This window comes from Bacillus sp. UNC322MFChir4.1 (assembly GCF_000746135.1).
Classification (GTDB): Bacteria; Bacillota; Bacilli; order Bacillales; family Bacillaceae_G; genus Bacillus_A.
In genome coordinates this window covers 57,205-77,077 of sequence record NZ_KN050810.1, presented here as the reverse complement: position 1 = coordinate 77,077, position 19,873 = coordinate 57,205, and the positions used below count along the sequence as shown (strand labels likewise).

Genomic DNA, 19,873 nt, shown 5'->3' with positions numbered 1-19,873 from the left:
TTATTATTAATATTAATTTGATTTTTCATTTCATTAAGGGGGACTTTTATGAAGGTTCGTGGTTTGGTTAGGAATGTTCATTTATGCCTTAGCATGATAGCTGGTATATGTATTGTGCTAATTGGATTGACTGGAAGTTTGCTTGTCTTTGACAACGAATTGAATCGTATGATTTATCCTGATCTATACAAAATAACGAAGGGGCAACCGGTTACGTATCAGGAAGCTTTGCAAACGGTAGCAAACACATACCAAAAGGGAGAAATTCAGCGTGTGTATACGCCAGATGATCCACACTCTCAAGGGATTTATTTGTTTAATTTGAAAGAAGGAAAAGGGACAAAATCTGTATACGTTGATCCAGGGACTGGTAATATAAATGGGGATTTAGGGGAAAAATCGTTTTTTAATCAAGTCAAGGAAATTCATTATCATTTACTTCTGAAAGATTTTAACGGTAAAGAGATTGTTGGTATTATTGGATTTATTTTATTTTTTATTAGTTTATCTGGCTTGTATTTATGGTGGCCTGGAATTAAAAAGTGGATGCGTGGTTTTGTTATACGGCGCAGTAAGAATACATATGTAAAACAGTATGATCTACATAAAGTCATTGGGATCATTGCTATGCCATTTTTATTAGTGGTGTCATTAACAGGTGCACTTTTTACATATGATAAGACAATTTTTGGGTGGGTCGGAGCAAAAACTAGTGTCATGCCACCGAAGGAGAAACTTATTTCTAAGCCTCTTTCAGGAGGAAAACTCCCTCTTGATCACTTGTTAAGCGAAGCTGAAAAGGCGGTTCCTCAAGGGACTATTACGCAAGTAAGGATGCCAGCGAAAGCGAAAAAAGGAAAAGTTGAGGGTGCTGTGGAGATTCGCTTGAGTCGCTCGTATGATCCAGGGAATGGAAATGTGAAAATATGGGTTGATCAGTATAGCGGGAAAGTGTTGGCGAAACAAGATCCAAAGGTGGATGATGGACTGACGTATCAAACATGGCTTAAACCATTACATACAGGAACGTTTGGTAGTTCATTTACAAAAGTCTTATATGTGATTGGTGGTCTTACACCATCCATGTTAATGTTTACTGGCATATACATGTGGTGGTACAAGAAGAAGAAACGAAAGCTAAAACTAAAACACTCTTCAGTAACTGCAGCGTAATGATAGAAAAATAGATAAGAGCTCCCGTCAGAATTAAGGCTTTCGGGAGTTCTTATTGTATTACACAATTTTTTTAGAGGTCTTGTTATTTGAATAGAGTTGTTCCCAAAGTTCGTACATTTTGCTTCTACCATTATCAATTTCAGGATTGAATTGGATTGCAGCTTGTTTGCGAACGGTGCGGACATGCTGCACTGCTTGTTGTAATTTCTGATCAATTGTACCAAGTCCTTTTCCGGCATGTTTGGCGATTGATATTCCTGCTGTTGTTCCTTGGGACATGGCAATTTTACCGCTTTCGATGCCAGTAATATTACCAGCGACAAATAGCCCGTCAAGAGGAGTTTCCATCGTCTCTGAATGGTGAGGGACGTGGCCACCGAGTTCAGGAATGTATTGAAACGGGCATCCAGCAACAGCAGCAAGTTCTGCTAGCGGATATAGGCCGCCTGCAATGCAAACGAAATCTGCATTGTAAATTGTTTCAGATCCTCGAATAACATTGCCATTTGCATCAATATTGGCGATACGTACCCCTTCCACTTGATCTTTACCGATAATTTCGAGTGCAGCTTTTCGAAGTTGGAGAGGAGTACCATTTACTTTCATACCGCTTTTCGGATAAAAGTTTAAACCAACTTTTCTCATCCAGTCATTCTTCATGAAATGGCTTCCGATGCGTAGTAGCGGTGATGGAGCGAGATGCGCTGCATTTAAGAGAGACTTCATGACTGTTTCAGGGTCACCAGCTTGTTTACTAAGAGCATTTTTTTCCGGAAGCACAATGCGATCAACTGTTATGCCAGCTAGTTGTAATTCATTCAAAATCGCAAATGATAAAATATTCGCTCCGATAATGATTCCTTTTTGGCCAACTTGGACGCGGTGAACATTTGTCATGACTTGCGCTGCACCGATTGACATGACACCAGGAAGGGTCCAGCCCGGCAGTGGGATAGGATACTCAGCGGCCCCAGTAGCTACTAATACAAATGGTGCCTCTAGCGTACCGCAACTTGTATGCACATTCCATAGGTTATTTTCTTTCGTTAAATTGTAAACAGATACGCCGCAACGAATATCGACCGTTAATTGCTGCGCCTTTTGATAAAGACGTCTCGATTCTTCAATTCCATTCCACCACTCCCCAGAAGGCTCTTGATGAAGTTGGCCGAGTAATCTGCCACCTGGCTTTATAAATTCATCAATAACGGTTACTTTAAGACCAAATTCCGCCGCGGCGATAGCTCCTGCTAATCCTGCTGGGCCTGCTCCAATTACAATTACATCGATCATCGCTTTTCCACCATCCTTCTTACAATATTCGGATGCTGTTTCCCGCTTTCAACGACCATATCTTTTTCAATGACTGTTAAGCAAGCTCTTACGTTTGGTTGGTGATTGACAGTTACACGACATTCTAAGCAGTGGCCGATATTGCAATAAATTCCTCTAGGCGTTCCGGTATCTTCGTGAACACGTAGTTTTCTGATTCCATTTGCTAAAAGAGCAGCGGCAATCGTTTCATTTTCATATGCTTCATATTCAACGCCATCAAATTGAAAAGAAATACGTTCTCTATCATTTAAATTCCCTAAAATGGGATGATTCATAATTCTAGTCATTGTTTTTCACCTACTGTTCCAAATGTTACTGGCCGAATTGGGGGCTGATATTTTAACGGAATTTCACTAGGTGAGGTGTTAGGAATGACACTTTCAATAATGTTATCTAATGCAATTCTACAAGTGCGGCCTCCACAAAAGCCCATTCCTGCCCGTGTTCTTAATTTTAATTCTCTTGCTGTGCATTTATGTTGATTTGCTGTTTCATGAAGTTGTCCGTAAGTAACTTCTTCACAACGGCAAATTACAATGCTATCTTTGTTCCCCATTTGAATTCCTCCTCCATTGTTGTTCATCAAAATATTATGCAAAAAATGTGCCAATATAGAGGAGGAAGAGGATTAATTTAAGCCAAGTCGCTTTAAGCGATTATATAAAGTAGCTCTTGTGATACCGAGTTGTTTTGCACATTCTAATTTATTGCCATCTAAAATATGTAACGCTCTTTCAATGATCTTTTTCTCATGTTGATCCATTTCTTCTTGTAATGGCATGATAGTGCAATCATTTTCTAGAAGTACATGATTGGCAGTCTTTACCGTGTCTTCTAAGCCGATATTTTTTGTATGGAAGGGTAAATACTCTTTTTTGATTACGCCATCTGTCGAAAATACGATAAGCCGCTCTATAATATTACGCAATTCGCGAATATTACCAGGCCAATCATAACGAAGCAGTTCATGCATGACTTCTGGCGGGAATTCATGAATGGGCCGCTGATAACTTAAAGAAAAATCATGTAAGAAATAATGCGTTAATTCAATAATATCTTCTTGCCGCTCTCTTAAAGGAGGAATATGTAGACTCACTACATTTAGCCGGTAATATAAATCTTCACGGAACTGTCCTTGTTTCATTAATTCTTGTAGATCACGATTTGTGGCAGCGATGATACGGAAGTCGATGTTGATTTCTTTTTCCCCGCCAACCCGGTAATATTTCCGCTCCTGCAGCACGCGTAGCAGCTTTACTTGCATTTCGAGCGGCATTTCGCCTATTTCATCAAGAAACAATGTCCCGCCTTTTGCTAGTTCTATTTTTCCTTTTTTTCCTTTACTGTCAGCGCCAGAGAAAGCGCCACGTTCATATCCGAATAGCTCACTTTCAAATAAAGATGCCGGTATCGCACCGCAGTTAATCGAAATAAACGGCGCTTTCGGTTCCTCGCTTGCTTCATGAATTGCTTTAGCAAACACCTCTTTTCCGACGCCGCTTTCGCCTAATATGAGAACAGTGGATTTTACAGAACATACTCTTCTAGCTAAATCTACTGTTCTTTGCAGGGCGGCACTTTTTCCTTTAATAGAATGAAAGGGATCGGATGAATCTTTATATTTTGCTACTTCTTGTTCTAGACGGTGTACTTCATTGGACATATTAAATAACTTCTCATTCAGTACAACTTGATTTGTAATGTTTGTTTCTGAAACAACTGCACCGATAATTTGGTCGTTAAAGTAAACGGGATTAGAGTTAATTAAGACAAATAAATCAGATTGAGGTTGATGATGTTGTCCTACTATGCGTTTTCCTTTATGTAGAGATTGTAAGATTTCTAGATTTTTATAATCAAAGAAATCCGTAATGGGGCGGCCAATTATATCTTGTTGCTTAACCGAGAATATTTTTTCGGCTCCTTCTGTCCATGTACGAACACGTTCTTTGTCGTCAATGACCGTGACAGAAGAGTCTGTCGTTTGAGTGACAGTTTCATAAAAGGCTTTTAATTGATTATAAGAGCTATGAAGAAAATGAATGAGTTGCGCGGCTGTTATACAGCCTACTGGATGTTTGTTTGTATCAAGAATAATAACTGTGGAATGATGACTAAATGCCTGAATCAAGGTGAATAATGAATCATCCTCATATACGACTTTGCATAGAACATCAGGTGTGTTTGATGTTGAACGATAATAAAATTCCCCGTTTTTTTGTTCGATCTGTTGTGTATCGAATGATATATCTATTAAATATTGTTTCATTATTTCTTTTACTGAAGGCAATGAAAACATAATGACCCCTCCCATACTGTAAAAAAATATTAACACTGTAAAGGGAATTATACACTTATTTACAAAAAATTTAAAATGTTTTGCGATAAGGTGAAACTTTAATCAGTGGGTGGTTTTTATCCCCTGCTCATCTTTCTTATTTTACTCTTCATCTCGAGGCGGGGGCTTATTGCTCATTAAAGCAGGATAAAGTAGCAAGGGAAGAAATAATGATTCATTTTGAGAGTTTTACGTTAATTGGCACACGAATTGCATTTTTAAGCAATGAGGTCATTTCATCGAGAGGAGGAATGTCATGTGAAACATTGTGACGTGTTAGTCATTGGTGGGGGGATTATTGGCTGCTCGATTGCTTATTATGCATCTAAATACGGAAGAGACGTAACGATAATTGAAAAAGGGGAATTTGTTAGTGGCACGTCTTCAAGATGTGACGGCAATATTTTGGCGATTGATAAAGACCCAGGTTTTGATAGTCAAATGTCGTTGTTTAGTCAAAACTTAGTGGATGAATTAAGCAAAGAATTAGAACATTCATTTGAATATCGTGCTCCGGGAAGCATCCTTGTTTGTGAATCAGAGGAGGAGATGGAAGCAGCGCAAAAATGGGTAGATCGTCAAAAAGCTGCTGGTTTACCATTTCGAATGCTTGACCGCCAGGATATTCGGCAAGAGTCTCCTTTTTTTGCAGATGATTTATTAGGAGGGCTAGAATGCGCCACTGATTCCACAGTGAACCCGTATCTTTTAGCTTTTTCACTTTTAGAAGAAGCAAAAAAATTAGGAGCTAAAGCTTTCAAACATACAGAAGTAAAACAAATGAAAAAAGAAGAAAGTGGTTCATTTATTGTAGAAACGACAAACGGAACTTTTACTGCGGATCATGTCGTTAATGCGGCTGGTGTATGGGCACCTAGAATAGGAAAGATGCTCGATCTGTCAATACCGATTGAACCGAGAAAAGGGCATATTATCGTCGCTTCAAGGCAGCAGCATGTAGGGTCCCGAAAAGTAATGGAGTTTGGTTATTTAATTTCCAAGTTTGGTGGAAAGCGCGTTGTCGATCCACTAACTGAAAAATACGGAGTCGCTCTTGTCTTTGAACCAACAGAAAGTCAAAACTTTTTAATTGGCAGCAGCAGAGAGTTTGTCGGTTTTCATACGGCAGTAAATAATGAAGTCATTAAATGTATTGCGAACCGGGCAATCCGGTTTTATCCGAAAATGGCGGATATGATGGTCATTCGTTCCTATGCAGGATTGCGGCCATGGACGGAGGATCATTTGCCAATCGTGTCGCGTGTGGATACAATTCCAAATTATTATATTGCGGCGGGCCATGAAGGGGACGGTATTAGCCTCGCAGCAGTAACAGGAAAAATAGTAGAAGAACTCATTAACGAAAAAGAAACATCTATTCCTGTTGATCCGCTTAGCATTAACCGATTTTCAGAAAGGATGTTGAGCCGATGAGGGCACAAAGAGTCTTTACAACGATTGATACACATACAGGTGGGAATCCAACGAGAACATTAATTAGCGGCCTTCCAAAACTAGTTGGGGAAACAATGTCAGAAAAAATGCTCCATATGAAAAAGGAATATGATTGGATTCGCAAACTGTTAATGAATGAACCGCGTGGTCATGATGTTATGTCTGGAGCTTTATTAACAGATCCTTGCCATCCAGAAGCAGATATTGGTGTGATTTACATAGAGACAGGTGGCTATTTGCCGATGTGTGGACATGACACGATTGGTGTGTGCACAGCTCTAGTTGAGTCTGGATTGATTCCTATTCAGGAGCCGGTTACTTCTTTAAAGTTGGATACGCCAGCTGGACTCGTTGAAGTGGATATTTTAATAGAAAATGGGAAAGCAAAAGAAGTGTCTTTTTGCAATATCCCAGCGTTTCTTTTAAAAAGCATTTCCGTTGATGTCGAGGGAATTGGAAGTATAGATGCCGATATTGCGTATGGCGGGAACTTTTACGCAATCATTGAAGCGAAAGCGGTTGGATTGGAGTTAATTCCAGAAAATGCTTCTCATATAATTGAAACTGCAATCAACATTAGAAATACCATTAATGAGAAAGTTGAAATCGTTCATCCGCAATATTCGTTTATTAAAGGGTTAACTCATGTCGAGTTTTTCACGGAACCAACTCATGAGGAAGCGGATGTGAAAAATACAGTGATTGTTCCTCCGGGAGGAATCGACCGTTCTCCATGTGGAACAGGCACTTCTGCAAAATTAGCTGTCCTATATGCGAATCAAGAAATTTCAATTGGCGAAGAGTTTGTTCATGAAAGCATTGTCGGTTCCTTATTTAGAGGACGCGTATTGGAAACGACGGATGTGGAAGGGGTTGAGGCTGTTGTAACCCAAATTACAGGATCTGCTTGGTTAATGGGAATGCACCGATTCTTCTACAATGAGAAAGATCCACTTAAAGAAGGCTTTCTGCTCATTCCGCCAATGGAGCATGAAACGGAGGACGTGAAATGAAAATTCAGAAGACCTATTCAACGACAGATGTACACGTAGCTGGAGAAGCGTTTCGTGTTATTAAAGATGTGCCATTCATTCATTATCAAAATTTAGAGCAGTTAAATGAACAATTTATGCATGTATTTGCAGATGAAATTTACCTTTTATTGAATGAACCCCGCGGATTTGCTGGGTTGAATGGCTGTCTTGTTGTTCCAATGATTAGCGAAGAAGCAGATGCCGCGGTATTATTTTTAAATCATGAAGGAACGGTTCCGATCCATTACGGCGGCATTGTTGCTGTTATTACAGCTTTATTGGAATGCGGTCATTTAAAGCCGAGAGCGTCAAATGAATATAAAATCGAAACGCAGAGAGGTGTGATTTCCGTTACCGCTATGATCGAGGATGATGAAGTAGTTTCAGTGGTGGTTGAAAGTGAACCGTGTCAAGTAGTAGAAACGAACATTCCATTGTCTCATTCGAATGTCAATACACAGTTCTCCCTTGTACAAGCTGATCAGTTATATGCAGTGTTTGAGAAAGACGATATTGCTGCAGAGATTCGTGTTGAGGAACTGTCTGAATTGAAGAGATGGGGACAAAAGATACACCAGGCTCTTGAGTCGAAATTTCCAGTAAGAGGTATCATTTTAATGGATGATTCGCAATTAAAAGAGAGACGGATTAAAACAATCACGTTTCGTGAAGACCAGTATATCGTTCGCTCTCCTGGCTTTGAAACAACAAAGGCATGCATTACAAGTTTACTTTCTAAAGGAAGATTGTACTTAGAGCCACCTTTTGTAAATGAAAGTATTTTTGGTAGTACTTTGACAGTACAAGTGGCGAAACAAACAGATGATGGATACAAATTCACTTTAAAAAGCCGCGGTTTCATTACAGGGATGCAAATGTTCGTATTAGATCCGACAGATCCGTTACCTGCTGGATTTTTACTGAAATAATAAAAGCGAGATTTATAGATTAATAATAATGATTGTCTAACTTATCCCGCTATTCGTGGGCAGTAAGACCCCCACCTCAAGATTCAGAGAGAAGCAAAGAAGATAGGTGGGGGATAACTGTCCGTAAAAGCCCGATTGGTTCAACTAACCGTCAGTGGGGGATGAAGAAAACCCCCACTGACGGAAGTTTCACTTTATCTAAGGTTATTATGCCTGCTATATATACATTTTCATTTTTCGGCACATAAGTTGCTTCTATGAAGAATACAACATGAACGCTACTTGTTTTCTCCTTTTGTTTGAAACGTTGCCTGTGGCAGGAAAAGGCCCTGACCGTTCCTATGCGCGGCCAGATGCTCTCGCCTACCCGAAAAGAAAGGGGTTTTCATGTCGTTTTTTTAACTTGTATATATAGTAAAAAAATATTGAGGAGGAAATAGAAATGACAACAATTAGAGGAGCTTATCCAGTATTAATTACACCAATGAATGAGGAGCAAGAGATTGATTGGGCCGGCGTAAAAAATAATGTGAATTACTTTATAGATCAAGGCGTTGCAGGGATTGTAATTAACGGAAGTACTGGAGAGTTTGTAAGTTTATCAAAAGAAGAAAAGTTTCAAATGGTTGAAACTGTATTAAGAGAAGTGAACGGCCGCATTCCAGTTATTGTAGGGACTGCAGCTGAAACAACAAAAGAAACAATTGAATACACGAAACAGGCAGAGGCACATGGGGCAGATTGTGCGCTCATTATTAACTCTTATTACTGCAAGCCGAAAGAGGAAGAGATTTATTTCCACTTTAAAGAAGTATCAAATGCAGTGAATATACCGATTATGCTGTACAACAATCCGTTTACATCAGGCGTTGATATGAGTACAGAATTGATGCTACGAATCGGAAAAGAATGTGAGAGAGTTACCCACATTAAAGAATCAAGTGGAGATGTCCGCAAAGCAAGAGATCTTGTTAGACAAGGTAAAGGGGACATTGAAATTTTCTGTGGTTCAGAAGATTTAGTTATGGAGTCTTATTCAGTCGGGGCAACAGGCTGGATTTCTGTTGCGGGGAATGTTGTGCCAAAGCTTGTTACAAAAATGTTTAATCACTTCCAAAACGGTGAGTTAAAAGAAGCTTGGGAAATCAATGATCGTATTTTACCGCTATGTGAATTTCTTGAAGGATCAGGAAAATACGTACAAATTGTGAAACGTGCAATGGAATTAAATGGGCAGGCAGGAGGACCTTCACGCTATCCTCGTTTAGGATTGACACCTGAGGAAGATCAAAAGCTTAAGGATATTTTAGCGAGTTTAACTGCTGTTTCACGTGCATAAAGTGAAACTTCCTCTTGGGAAATGGTTTTCTTCCCAAGAGGTTAGTTGAACCAATCGGGCTTTTACGTGCAGTTTATCTCCCATTTATCTTCTTTGCTTTTGCTAAATTTTGAGGTGGGAGTATTACTGCACGTTAATGCGGGATAAAGTGAAAAATCCATCAACGGGGGAATTATCCCCCGTTGATGGTTAATTAAAGAAATTGATCTTCTTCGGATGTCTGCGCATAGTGGGATATAAAATGTAAAGGGGAGAGGAATATGTTAACTACACAAATCGAATTAAAGCCGAGGGTAAAAGCTTTTTTAGAAGGAAATATTGAACTCTTTATCGATGGGAAATTTGTACCATCGATAAGCGGCAAAACGTTTGAAACGTATAATCCAGCAACAGAAGAAGTGCTTGCTTTCGTAAGTGAAGCCGGGGAAGAAGATGTTGATTTAGCAGTAAAGGCTGCACGAAAAGCATTTGAAAAAGGAGCATGGCCTGACTTGAGTGCGGCTGAAAGAGCACATTTAATTTACAAGCTGGCTGATTTAATTGACGAGCATAAAGAAGAGTTAGCGCAATTAGAAGCGCTTGATAATGGAAAACCATATCAAGTAGCACTAGATGACGATATTCCAGCAACAGTAGAGCATTACCGTTACTATGCTGGCTGGGCGACGAAAATACTTGGGCAAACAACGCCGATTTCAAAGGACTATTTAAACTATACACGCCATGAACCGATTGGGGTTGTTGGGCAAATTATTCCATGGAACTATCCGTTAGTAATGGCGGCGTGGAAAATGGGAGCAGCATTGGCGACAGGATGTACAATCGTTTTAAAACCTGCTGAGCAAACACCGTTATCTCTGTTATATACGGCGCAGCTTTTTAAAGAAGCGGGCTTCCCGGACGGCGTCGTTAATTTCGTTCCTGGATTTGGTCAAACAGCAGGAGCAGCAATTGTGAATCATCATGATATTGAAAAAGTAGCCTTTACAGGTTCGACTAATACTGGTAAATATATTATGCGCCAAGCAGCTGAAACAATTAAACATGTGACGTTAGAGCTTGGAGGAAAATCACCAAATATTATTTTAGAAGATGCAAATATAGAAGAAGCAATTACTGGTGCTTTTAACGGGATTATGTACAACCATGGACAAAACTGCAGTGCAGGATCTCGCGTATTCGTTCACCGAAAGCATTATGAAAAAGTGGTGGAAGAATTAGCGAAACTTGCGAACGATGTAAAACTAGGTGCAGGAATGGAAACAGGTACAGAAATGGGACCGCTTGTTTCGAAAAAGCAACAAGAACGCGTGTTACATTATATCGAAAAAGGAAAAGAAGAAGGTGCAAGAGTTGCAGCTGGCGGTGCGAAGGTGTTTGAAAAAGGATACTTCGTCAGACCAACTATTTTTGCTGATGTTACAGATAATATGATTATCGCCAAAGAAGAAATTTTTGGTCCAGTAGTGGCAGTTCTGCCGTTCGATACGGTAGAAGAAGTAATTGAAAGAGCAAATAACACACCATTTGGACTCGCTGCAGGTGTATGGACAGAAAATATTAAAACTGCACACCAAGTAGCGAATCGTTTAAAAGCTGGTACAGTGTGGATTAATGATTACAACTTAGAAGACGCGGCAGCGCCGTTTGGTGGTTATAAGCAATCAGGTATTGGCCGTGAAATGGGCTCTTATGCACTTGATAACTATACAGAAGTGAAGAGCATTTGGGTGAACTTGAAATAAAGATTGGGAAAACCTTTCTTTTTAGGGTGGGCGAAAGGGTCTGGCCGCGTATGGTAGCGGTCAGGGCCTATTCCTGCCACGTGCGAGGGTTAAAATAAAGGAGATAGTCTACGTTAAAAATGCTGAAAATTAAGAAAATAAAGCGAGAGAGGAGAGGTTAGGATGTCTAATAAAGGTAAGTTTAAAAGAGAAATATCACTACTAGATTTAGCCTTTATCGGTTTTGGCTCTATGTTTGGATCAGGTTGGTTGTTTGCTGCTAGCCATGTTGCTGGAATAGCAGGTCCGGCGGGAACTATTTCATGGGTCATTGGTGGATTTGCTATTTTGTTATTAGGACTTGTATATTGTGAACTTGGGGCAGCACTTCCGCGAGCTGGAGGAATTGTTCGCTATCCTGCATATTCTCACGGTCCGATACTCGGATATTTACTTGGATTCATTACTCTTATTGCATTTTCAAGTTTAATCGCAATTGAAGTAGAAGCAGCTAGGCAATATGCTGCAGCTTGGTGGCCAAGTTTGACACAAGAAAACTCTACTTTACCGACTGTAAGTGGTTGGCTTATGCAATTTGGACTACTCGTCATTTTCTTTTTGTTAAATTACTGGAGTGTAAAAACATTTGCGAAAACAAATTTAATCATAACTATCTTTAAATTTTTTGTACCAGCATTAACAATTGTTGTATTGCTAATGTATTTAAATGCCGATAATTTTTCAAGTGCTGATTTTGCACCGTTTGGATTTTCTGGTGTACAAGCAGCCATTTCTGCCGGCGGTGTTATTTTTGCTTATTTAGGACTGACACCTATTGTATCAGTTGCAAGTGAAGTGAAAAATCCGCAAAGAACGATACCGATTGCTCTTCTTTTATCTGTCGTCTCTTCAGCGATTGTTTACGTTCTTTTGCAAGTTGCTTTTATTGGAAGCATTCCAACTGAAATGCTTAGCAACGGTTGGGCGGGGATTAGTAAAGAATTTAGTTTACCATTTAAAGATATTTCTCTTTTATTAGGACTTGGCTGGATGGCCTATTTTATCGTGTCCGATGCCATTATATCACCGAGCGGAGCGGGGAATATTTATATGTCAGCTACTCCTCGCGTTATATATGGCTGGGCTCAAGGCGGAACGTTATTTAAAGTATTTTCTAAAGTTGATGAAAAATCAGGCATACCAAGACCGGCTCTTTGGCTTACTTTTGCTCTTTCTATTTTCTGGACATTACCGTTTCCTTCATGGGAAGCACTAATTAATGTTGTTTCTGCAGCGCTTGTATTAAGTTATGCCCTTGCACCGATTACAGCGGCGGCACTTAGAAAACGGACTCCTGAGCTAAATCGTCCATTTTTAGTAAAAGGAATGTCAATCATCGGGCCTCTTTCATTTATCATTGCTTCATTAATTGTGTACTGGTCTGGTTGGAAAACACTTTCTTGGTTACTATCTTCACAAGTTATCATGTTTGTCATCTATCTATGCTGCAAAAAATGGGTACCAACTTCACAAGTATCTTTAGCCCAGCAAATTAAGTCATCGTTATGGCTCGTTTTTTACTACATTGCCATAATGGTAGTGTCATACTTCGGTATGTTTGGAGAAGGGAAGGGATATTTAACCAATTCAACAGATTTGCTAGCGGTTAGTATTGTTTCCTTGATTAGCTATTACTGGGCGGTTCATACGGCTTTACCGGTTGTAGATTTAGATGATGAAGATGAAGTGGAAAGCACTGATTATGTAAAGGTAGAGAATACGCCGGTTAGTAAATGATTTTGTATAAGCATAAAACCTAAAAAACCTTTTCCTTTTAGGTGGGCGAGAGGGTCTGGCCGTGTATAGTAGCGGTCAGGGCCTATTTCTGCCACGGGCGAGGTTTAAAACAAAAGAAAAGAAAAACATAGAAAGGGAAGAAGCGTACAGGGGAACGCTTCTTCCTTTTTTCTGAATTTACTAATTTTTCATGGTATAATATGGATAACTACGGCATTTTTTAGGAGGCGAGTGCATTGCGTGAGGCTTTACAACAACGCTGGAGTTTAGATGAGATTTTTCCTGGAGGAAGTGAGTCGAATAGCTTTAAAGAGTTTCTTATAAAGCTAGAGGGAGATATTGTTAAAGAAACAGCTACAACAATAGAAATGAAGGAACTGGAATCAATAAGTGGATATGAAGAGTGGATTGAACAAATGAATCGAATCCAAGAGATGTCTATTCGCTTGCTAGAAGCAACCCACTTTGTAGAATGTTTGGAATCAGAAAATGTGGAAGATGAGCAGGCTATTATATTAAGTGAAAAAGTAAGAGATATTTCATCACAATTTCAGGTCGTCATCAATGATTTTGAACAAACATTGGTACATATACCGGATGATACTTGGGAGCAGTTATTGCAGCTGGACCAAATTAAGCCGATTGCTTATCCACTTCAAGAAAAAAGAGAAGCGGCGAGAGGGAAATTATCGGTAGCGCAGGAGCAGTTGATTCAAGATCTTTCTATTAATGGCTATCATGCGTGGGTTAATTTATATAACTCTGTCATTGGCAAAACAAAGATTGTTCTTGAGGAAGACGGACAAAGGAAAGACCTTAATTTTGGACAAGCATATAACCAATTACATTCATCTATCAATCATTATTCTAGAACGAATCTCGTAAATGCTTTACATAATGCAGGCGAAAAAGTAGCTGAGACATGCGCAGCAGCTCTAAATAACATTGCTGGTTTTCGATTACAGGTGTATAAACACCGAGGAGTGGATTCCATTTTAACAGAACCACTTCGTTACAATAGAATGTCAGAAACAACGCTTGATTCTATGTGGGAAGCTGTTAATCAAAGTAAGCCTATCATAACTTCATATTTAAAAAGAAAGGCAAGTTTACTAGGATTAGAAAAAATGGATTGGTTCGATATATATACGCCTATAGGCAAAGTAACGAAGACTTATACATATGAAGAGGCTGCTGACATAATCCTTACTGGGTTTCATTCTTTTAGCCCTAAATTAGCGAATTATACAGAAAGAGCATTTCAGGAAGGCTGGATTGATTCTGAAAACAGGAATACAAAAGCAAGTAGAGGATTCTCAGCTAGATTTCCGCTAACGAAGCAAGCGCGCATCTTCATGAACTTTCAAGGAACACATAATAATCTCGCTATACTTGCCCATGAATTAGGACATTCTTTTCATCAAGGCATTATTTCAAATGATGTTCCGCCATTTGCACAGCAGTATACGATGGCTGTTAGTGAAACAGCTTCTACGTTTGCAGAAACGATTATTTTAAATAAGGTCATTCAAGATACTTCAAATGAACATGACAAATTGCTTCTTCTAGAGGCAAAGATACAAACTGCGCTTAGTTATTTAATCGGAGTACAGGGAAAGTTTATATTCGAAAGAGACTTCTATGAAATTCGAAAAGAGCGGGTTGTAGGAGTCGATGAATTGAACCATTTGATGAAAAAAGCACAGCAGTATGCGTTCAATGATTCTCTTATTTCTTATCATGATTTTTCATGGATTTGGAGTCGACACTTTTATTTCACTGATAAACCTTTTTATAATTTCCCGTACACATTTGGCTTTTTATTCAGTCAAGGAATCTACGCGACGGCACTTCAAGAAGGACATTCATTTGAAGAAAAATATATAGATTTGCTTCGAGATACTGGCAGAATGACTGCTGAGCAATTAGCTTTTCACCATCTTGGCTTTGATCTAACAAAACAAGAATTTTGGGAGAAAGCAATGCAAGTTATTTTACAGGATATAAAAGATTTTCTAGCTTTAACAGACAAGCCCCTGAGCGAGGAGGGGATGAAATGCTGAATGTAGCATCAAAAACAGAAGAGTTAAGAACAAAATTACAAAACATATTAACGAGAGAATATGAAGAGTTAGGTATTAAAAGCTTAGAAGTAGCAGGAAGCGGCGTCCAAAATGTTGTGCTTCGAGGAGATTCAGAAACAGGTTCTTTCGCTTTTCGTGTACCGTGGGAGCGCGAAGTTGCTAATATCAATGAAAATTTATTTAGCAGTCGCCTTTCATTACAAAAAGAAGCAAAGCTTTCTGCGTTTTGTCATTCTCAAGGAATTCCTGTGCCAGCGGTTCATGGACTGCACCTTTCTGAGGAACTTGATTTTTTAATTTCGGATTATATAGTTACTGACGCTACTCCGATTTCTTCTTACGAAATTGGAGAATTAGCCAATAAGCTTCATCATATGCCAATTGAATGTTTACATTATGAAAATGAACATGGAAAGTCGACAGAACAGCATATAGCAGAGCGTCTTGCTAGAAGACTACAATCATTTAACAAAATTACTTCTTTACGTATTCCATTTCCAAAAGCAGAAGAAATTGAGGCGATTTTAAAGGAGGGGGAACAGGTAACGAGGCTGCTTCATATGGATATTCGACCTGCCAATATAATTGGTCATGGCGGAGAAATTCAAGCAATCGTTGACTGGGACAATGCTCTTATTGGTCACCCGCTTCTCGAACTGATGAGAATAGCGGAAGTAAATGAAGTGAATTGGAGTGAATTTAAAGCCGGGTATAAAGATGAGCATATTTTTGAGTCTCTTCCAAAAATTGTTTGTCTATTTTACAGGCTTGATACGGCGCTGATGCTTGCGAATCTTTTTATCGCTCAGCTAAAAATAAAAGATAAAGGATTGTATTATAGGGAACGTGTTGAAGTAATTAGTAATGAAATACATACATTTTTATAAATTTCGTAAAATTAGGAGAAATAAATATGGATATAAATTTGGAAATTGAAAAAGTAAAGCTAGAGAATAAAAGCGTTTTAAAGAATTTGACGGAACTATATAAATACGACTTTAGTGAATTTGATCCTGAAGATGTGAATGAGCATGGTTTGTATGAATATATGTACGTAGATCATTATTTTACAGAGGAAGGTCGCTTTGCATTTTTTATAAAAGTGAATGGAAAGTATGCAGGGTTCGCATTGATCCGAGAGATTGAGGAAAATGGTCGTACATACTACTCTATGTCAGAATTTTTTGTTATGAAAAAGTATCGGAAAAGTGGTGTAGGAAAACAAGCGGCTATGCAATTGTTTTCTAGATTCCCCGGGGAGTGGGCAGTTGCAGAGATGGAAGAAAATGTTCCAGCTCAAGCATTTTGGCGAAAAGTCATTTCTACCTATACGAATAATGGGTACCGTGAGATAAGGAAAGACGGTTGGGACGGACCAATCCAAGTGTTTCATTCGAGCGCGAGTATGTAAGTGTTGTAAAGTTATTTAAATTCGATATGGAAATATAAGAGCCTTGCTACATTTTCTTGTAATAAGACTCTTTAAAGTTGTTTAATTCTTATTGTACTAAAGCACCCGTTACTCTATTTAGTTAGATAAGTTATTTATTAGAAAAATTATCAATCGCTTGAATAGCTAGTTTCAACGCTTTTATTCTTCTTTCTAAAAGCGTTCTTTGGGGACTATTAGCCTTTGACTTATCATAAATGTTCTCAATTGATGGAAGCAAACCAGTAAGAACATTGCGAGCTTCTGTTAAATCTTCATGGGGGTAATGATGGGGTCTTTGATTCCAAACGTTTTCTAGCATTGCTAAGCCGATGCAAACAGCTTTGAGTCGTTTCTTTACTAAGGTAGTATTTGCGCCTTTCTGAGTCATCTGTGACAAGGCATTTTCGAGTTTACTGATTGTCGATTGTAAAGACTTTATTGATTCCAATTTATCTACATTTGATATGTTTTCCATGTTAGTACTGTCCCTTCTTCGTTTTTGGATTATTTTTCTTGATACTTGATAAAATCGTTAAGAACCTAATTTTACTCGCAATATTTTAACATAAATAACCAACTTTATTTGATGTGGATTCTCAATAATCTGGCCCAATTGTTGAACACAAGTTAATTAACACTCTTCAACTAACCTGCCTGTTAGTCCAATAAGAATTAAACAACTTTATTATTTTTTTAACAACTTTTTTGTCACTTAACAAGTGTTTCTATACATTATGGAGGGGATATCATGGTACTGCAAAGAGTAAGCTTAATAACAATTGGTGCATTTAATTTACCGGTTCTTCGCGCGTTTTATAAAAGCTTAGGATGGGAAGAGACAGAAATAAGTTCAGATACTTACGCTGCGTTTAAAACGGCGGGTGTTATTCTTTCGATCTTTCCTATTGAGGAATTAGCAAAGGATGCTGGCGTTTCCATTACTCAAGATGTAGAAACGTTTCGCGGTGTAACGTTTGCGATTAACGTAGATCATCCGGAGCAAGTGGATACAACAATTGAAGAAATTCGAAAAGTAGGCGGAAGAATTTTACGAGAGCCAAGCGCTGCTTTTTGGGGAGGGAGAACAGCTTATTTTGCTGACCCTGAAAACAATCTTTGGGAAGTTGCTTGGAACCCGGATTCTGTATTTGATGAAAGAGGAGCTATGCTGGAGTTCTAATTATTCGAAGGGGAATTTTATATGAATATGAAAACCTATCCTGTAACATCAGATGATTTGAAGTTAATTGAGGAAGCGACGACGAAAATTAAGACGTTATATAAAGAAAATTGTCATCATGTGGGCGCAGCTTTGCGTACTATATCGGGTGAAATCGTGTCAGCTGTGCATATTGAAGCGTATGTAGGGCGAGTTACGGTTTGTGCTGAAGCAATCGCAATTGGTAGTGCAATATCAAATGGTCATAAAGGGTTTGATACCATTGTGGCTGTTCGTCATCCCTATTTAGACGAACCCAATCGAGAAATTACAGTAGTCAGTCCATGTGGTATGTGCAGAGAACTTATTTCAGATTATGCCCCTCATTGTTATGTGCTTTTAGAGGTGGGTAATGAAATTATTAAAACAACAATTGATGAATTAATTCCTTATAAGTATAAAAGATCGTCAACTTAGTAAAATTATTCTATATATGCAAATGACATAAAAATCTCTTTCTTTTAGAGGAGGACGAGAGCATCTGATTGTGCATAAAAGTGGTTAGGGCCTTTTCCTACATTTAGAATGCTGAACATTGTCGAAGCGTCTTTATCTTGTGTCGAATCGCCGATATATCGGAAAAATCGCTGATATATTGAAAAAAGTGGTCGATATATTTGAAAAATCGCCGATATATCAGTGAACATATTAAGAAGGAGTTGATTTAAAAGATATCTACATCTCTTTTGAATCAACTCCTTTTTCCATCTTATTTTAAGTTCTCAGGATTTAATGCTTCTAATTCAGGTACAACGAAGCGGCCATCTTTACGGATTAATACGTCGTCGAAGTAAATCTCGCCGCCGCCGTATTCAGGGCGTTGGATGCATACTAAGTCCCAGTGGATGTTAGAGTTGTTGCCATTCCATGCATCGTCGTATGCTTGTCCAGGAGTGAAGTGGAAGCTGCCGTCGATTTTCTCATCGAATAGAATATCGCCCATTGGATGTAAAATGTATGGGTTTACGCCGATTGCGAATTCACCAACGTAGCGTGCACCTTCGTCTGTATCGAAAATTTTGTTAATGCGCTCTGTATCGTTTGCAGTTGCTTCAATGATTTTACCATCTTTAAATGTAAGTTTTACATTTTCGAACATGTAACCGTTGTAAGGAGATGGTGTGTTGTAAGAAACTGTACCGTTAACAGAATCGCGAACAGGCGCAGAGTATACTTCGCCGTCTGGAATATTTAAGTGACCAGCACATTTAATTGCTGGGATGTCTTTAATAGAGAATGTTAAGTCAGTGCCAGGTCCAACAAGACGCACTTTATCTGTTTTGTTCATGAACTCAACAAGATTGTCCATCGCTTTATCCATTTTCGCGTAGTCTAAGTTACATACGTCAAAGTAGAAGTCTTCAAATCCTTCTGTGCTCATTTTTGCAAGCTGTGCCATTGCAGCATTTGGATAGCGCAGTACAACCCATCTTGTTTTTGGAACACGAATGTCTCTATGTACTTTTTTACCTACTGTGTTACCGTAAATTTTCATGCGCTCACTTGGAACGTCAGCTTGTTCATTTACGTTATCACCAGAGCGAAGGCCGATATAAGCATCCATATCTTTCATTACGCTTGCTTCATATGCAGCGATTTGCTCGAAATGTTCTTCTGTTGCGCCCATCATTAAAGAGCGGTCTACTTGATGATCTTTTAATAGTACGAATGGATAACCACCAGCTTCATATGCAGCTTTTACAAGTGCTGTTACTAGCTCTTTTTGTAAACCGAAATTTTCGATTAATACTTTTTCGCCTTTTCGTAAACGAATAGAGTAATTAATTAAATTTTTTGCTAATGTTTCAATACGTGGGTCTTTCATAAGTAAAGCCTCCCTTATATGTGTATCCTTCTTTATTGTAACCTACTTATTTGAATTTGTTTAATAATTTATCGAAATATTGGCAAGAAAATTATAAATGTAAAACGTGAAAAGAGTAAGTTGTAGATAGTTGTTATTTTCTGTCCTAAAACAAAGAGTAACCAGTATGTATTTCTAGTTACTCTT

At 38.6% G+C, this 19,873-nt stretch carries 18 protein-coding genes; 12 read left to right on the top strand and 6 right to left on the bottom strand.

The window, feature by feature from the left end; translation table 11 throughout:
- Positions 1-48 precede the first annotated feature (48 nt).
- On the top strand, positions 49-1,173 hold the full coding sequence (locus BR72_RS19450; protein ID WP_035435823.1) for a PepSY-associated TM helix domain-containing protein: 1,125 nt from the start codon (positions 49-51) through the stop codon (positions 1,171-1,173).
- Between the two features lie 60 nt (positions 1,174-1,233).
- On the opposite strand, the gene BR72_RS19445 is transcribed toward BR72_RS19450, so the two are convergent.
- The 4 genes from BR72_RS19445 to BR72_RS19430 all read right to left on the bottom strand — a co-directional run bounded on the left by BR72_RS19445 (position 1,234) and on the right by BR72_RS19430 (position 4,813).
- The gene (locus tag BR72_RS19445; protein ID WP_035435820.1) at positions 1,234-2,469 is read right to left on the bottom strand and encodes an NAD(P)/FAD-dependent oxidoreductase; all 1,236 of its coding nucleotides are present in this window, start codon (positions 2,467-2,469) and stop codon (positions 1,234-1,236) included.
- Positions 2,466-2,798: a (2Fe-2S)-binding protein gene (locus BR72_RS19440; protein ID WP_035435817.1), complete on the bottom strand. Its 333-nt coding sequence runs from the start codon at positions 2,796-2,798 to the stop codon at positions 2,466-2,468. The genes BR72_RS19445 and BR72_RS19440 overlap by 4 nt, the downstream gene beginning before the upstream one ends.
- On the bottom strand, positions 2,795-3,067 hold the full coding sequence (locus BR72_RS19435) for a (2Fe-2S)-binding protein (RefSeq protein ID WP_035435814.1): 273 nt from the start codon (positions 3,065-3,067) through the stop codon (positions 2,795-2,797). The genes BR72_RS19440 and BR72_RS19435 overlap by 4 nt, the downstream gene beginning before the upstream one ends.
- Positions 3,068-3,139: 72 nt before the next feature.
- Entirely contained in the window at positions 3,140-4,813 is a 1,674-nt protein-coding gene (locus BR72_RS19430) for a sigma-54 interaction domain-containing protein (RefSeq protein WP_035436358.1), read from the bottom strand.
- Positions 4,814-5,107: 294 nt separating this feature from the next.
- Here BR72_RS19430 and BR72_RS19425 point away from each other — a divergent pair, with 294 nt between their 5' ends.
- From BR72_RS19425 to BR72_RS19385, 9 genes are all read left to right on the top strand, one after another.
- On the top strand, positions 5,108-6,283 hold the full coding sequence (locus BR72_RS19425) for an NAD(P)/FAD-dependent oxidoreductase (RefSeq protein WP_035435811.1): 1,176 nt from the start codon (positions 5,108-5,110) through the stop codon (positions 6,281-6,283).
- Complete coding sequence (locus tag BR72_RS19420) at positions 6,280-7,317, top strand: proline racemase family protein (protein WP_035435807.1); 1,038 nt, start codon at positions 6,280-6,282, stop codon at positions 7,315-7,317. The genes BR72_RS19425 and BR72_RS19420 overlap by 4 nt, the downstream gene beginning before the upstream one ends.
- Complete coding sequence (locus BR72_RS19415) at positions 7,314-8,267, top strand: proline racemase family protein (RefSeq protein ID WP_035435805.1); 954 nt, start codon at positions 7,314-7,316, stop codon at positions 8,265-8,267. The genes BR72_RS19420 and BR72_RS19415 overlap by 4 nt, the downstream gene beginning before the upstream one ends.
- A 442-nt stretch (positions 8,268-8,709) precedes the next feature.
- Positions 8,710-9,606, top strand: coding sequence for a 4-hydroxy-tetrahydrodipicolinate synthase (gene dapA, locus BR72_RS19410; protein ID WP_035435802.1), 897 nt, complete (start codon positions 8,710-8,712; stop codon positions 9,604-9,606).
- A 260-nt stretch (positions 9,607-9,866) separates the two neighbouring features.
- Entirely contained in the window at positions 9,867-11,351 is a 1,485-nt protein-coding gene (locus BR72_RS19405) for an aldehyde dehydrogenase family protein (protein ID WP_035435800.1), read from the top strand.
- Positions 11,352-11,513: 162 nt separating this feature from the next.
- Positions 11,514-13,127, top strand: a complete 1,614-nt coding sequence (locus BR72_RS19400) for an APC family permease (RefSeq protein ID WP_035435796.1) — start codon at positions 11,514-11,516, stop codon at positions 13,125-13,127.
- Between the two features lie 236 nt (positions 13,128-13,363).
- The gene (locus tag BR72_RS19395) at positions 13,364-15,190 is read left to right on the top strand and encodes a M3 family oligoendopeptidase (protein ID WP_035435793.1); all 1,827 of its coding nucleotides are present in this window, start codon (positions 13,364-13,366) and stop codon (positions 15,188-15,190) included.
- Positions 15,184-16,098 carry a phosphotransferase family protein gene (locus BR72_RS19390; RefSeq protein ID WP_035435787.1) on the top strand — a complete coding sequence of 305 codons (915 nt, stop codon included), beginning with the start codon at positions 15,184-15,186 and terminating at the stop codon, positions 16,096-16,098. The genes BR72_RS19395 and BR72_RS19390 overlap by 7 nt, the downstream gene beginning before the upstream one ends.
- 26 nt (positions 16,099-16,124) lie before the next feature.
- Positions 16,125-16,622 (top strand): GNAT family N-acetyltransferase, encoded by a 498-nt coding sequence (locus BR72_RS19385; RefSeq protein ID WP_035435785.1) that lies wholly within the window; start codon positions 16,125-16,127, stop codon positions 16,620-16,622.
- A 130-nt stretch (positions 16,623-16,752) separates the two neighbouring features.
- Here BR72_RS19385 and BR72_RS19380 read toward each other — a convergent pair whose 3' ends face one another.
- Complete coding sequence (locus tag BR72_RS19380; protein ID WP_035435783.1) at positions 16,753-17,118, bottom strand: hypothetical protein; 366 nt, start codon at positions 17,116-17,118, stop codon at positions 16,753-16,755.
- Between the two features lie 273 nt (positions 17,119-17,391).
- On the opposite strand from BR72_RS19380, the gene BR72_RS19375 reads away from it, so the two are divergent.
- Positions 17,392-17,823, top strand: a complete 432-nt coding sequence (locus tag BR72_RS19375; RefSeq protein WP_035435780.1) for a VOC family protein — start codon at positions 17,392-17,394, stop codon at positions 17,821-17,823.
- A 27-nt stretch (positions 17,824-17,850) separates the two neighbouring features.
- A complete protein-coding gene (locus BR72_RS19370) occupies positions 17,851-18,279 on the top strand; it encodes a cytidine deaminase (RefSeq protein ID WP_035436356.1) in 429 nt (142 codons plus the stop codon).
- A 292-nt stretch (positions 18,280-18,571) separates the two neighbouring features.
- Here the strand turns inward: BR72_RS19370 and BR72_RS19365 are convergent, their stop codons facing one another.
- Entirely contained in the window at positions 18,572-19,687 is a 1,116-nt protein-coding gene (locus BR72_RS19365; RefSeq protein ID WP_035435778.1) for an aminopeptidase, read from the bottom strand.
- Positions 19,688-19,873 lie beyond the last annotated feature (186 nt).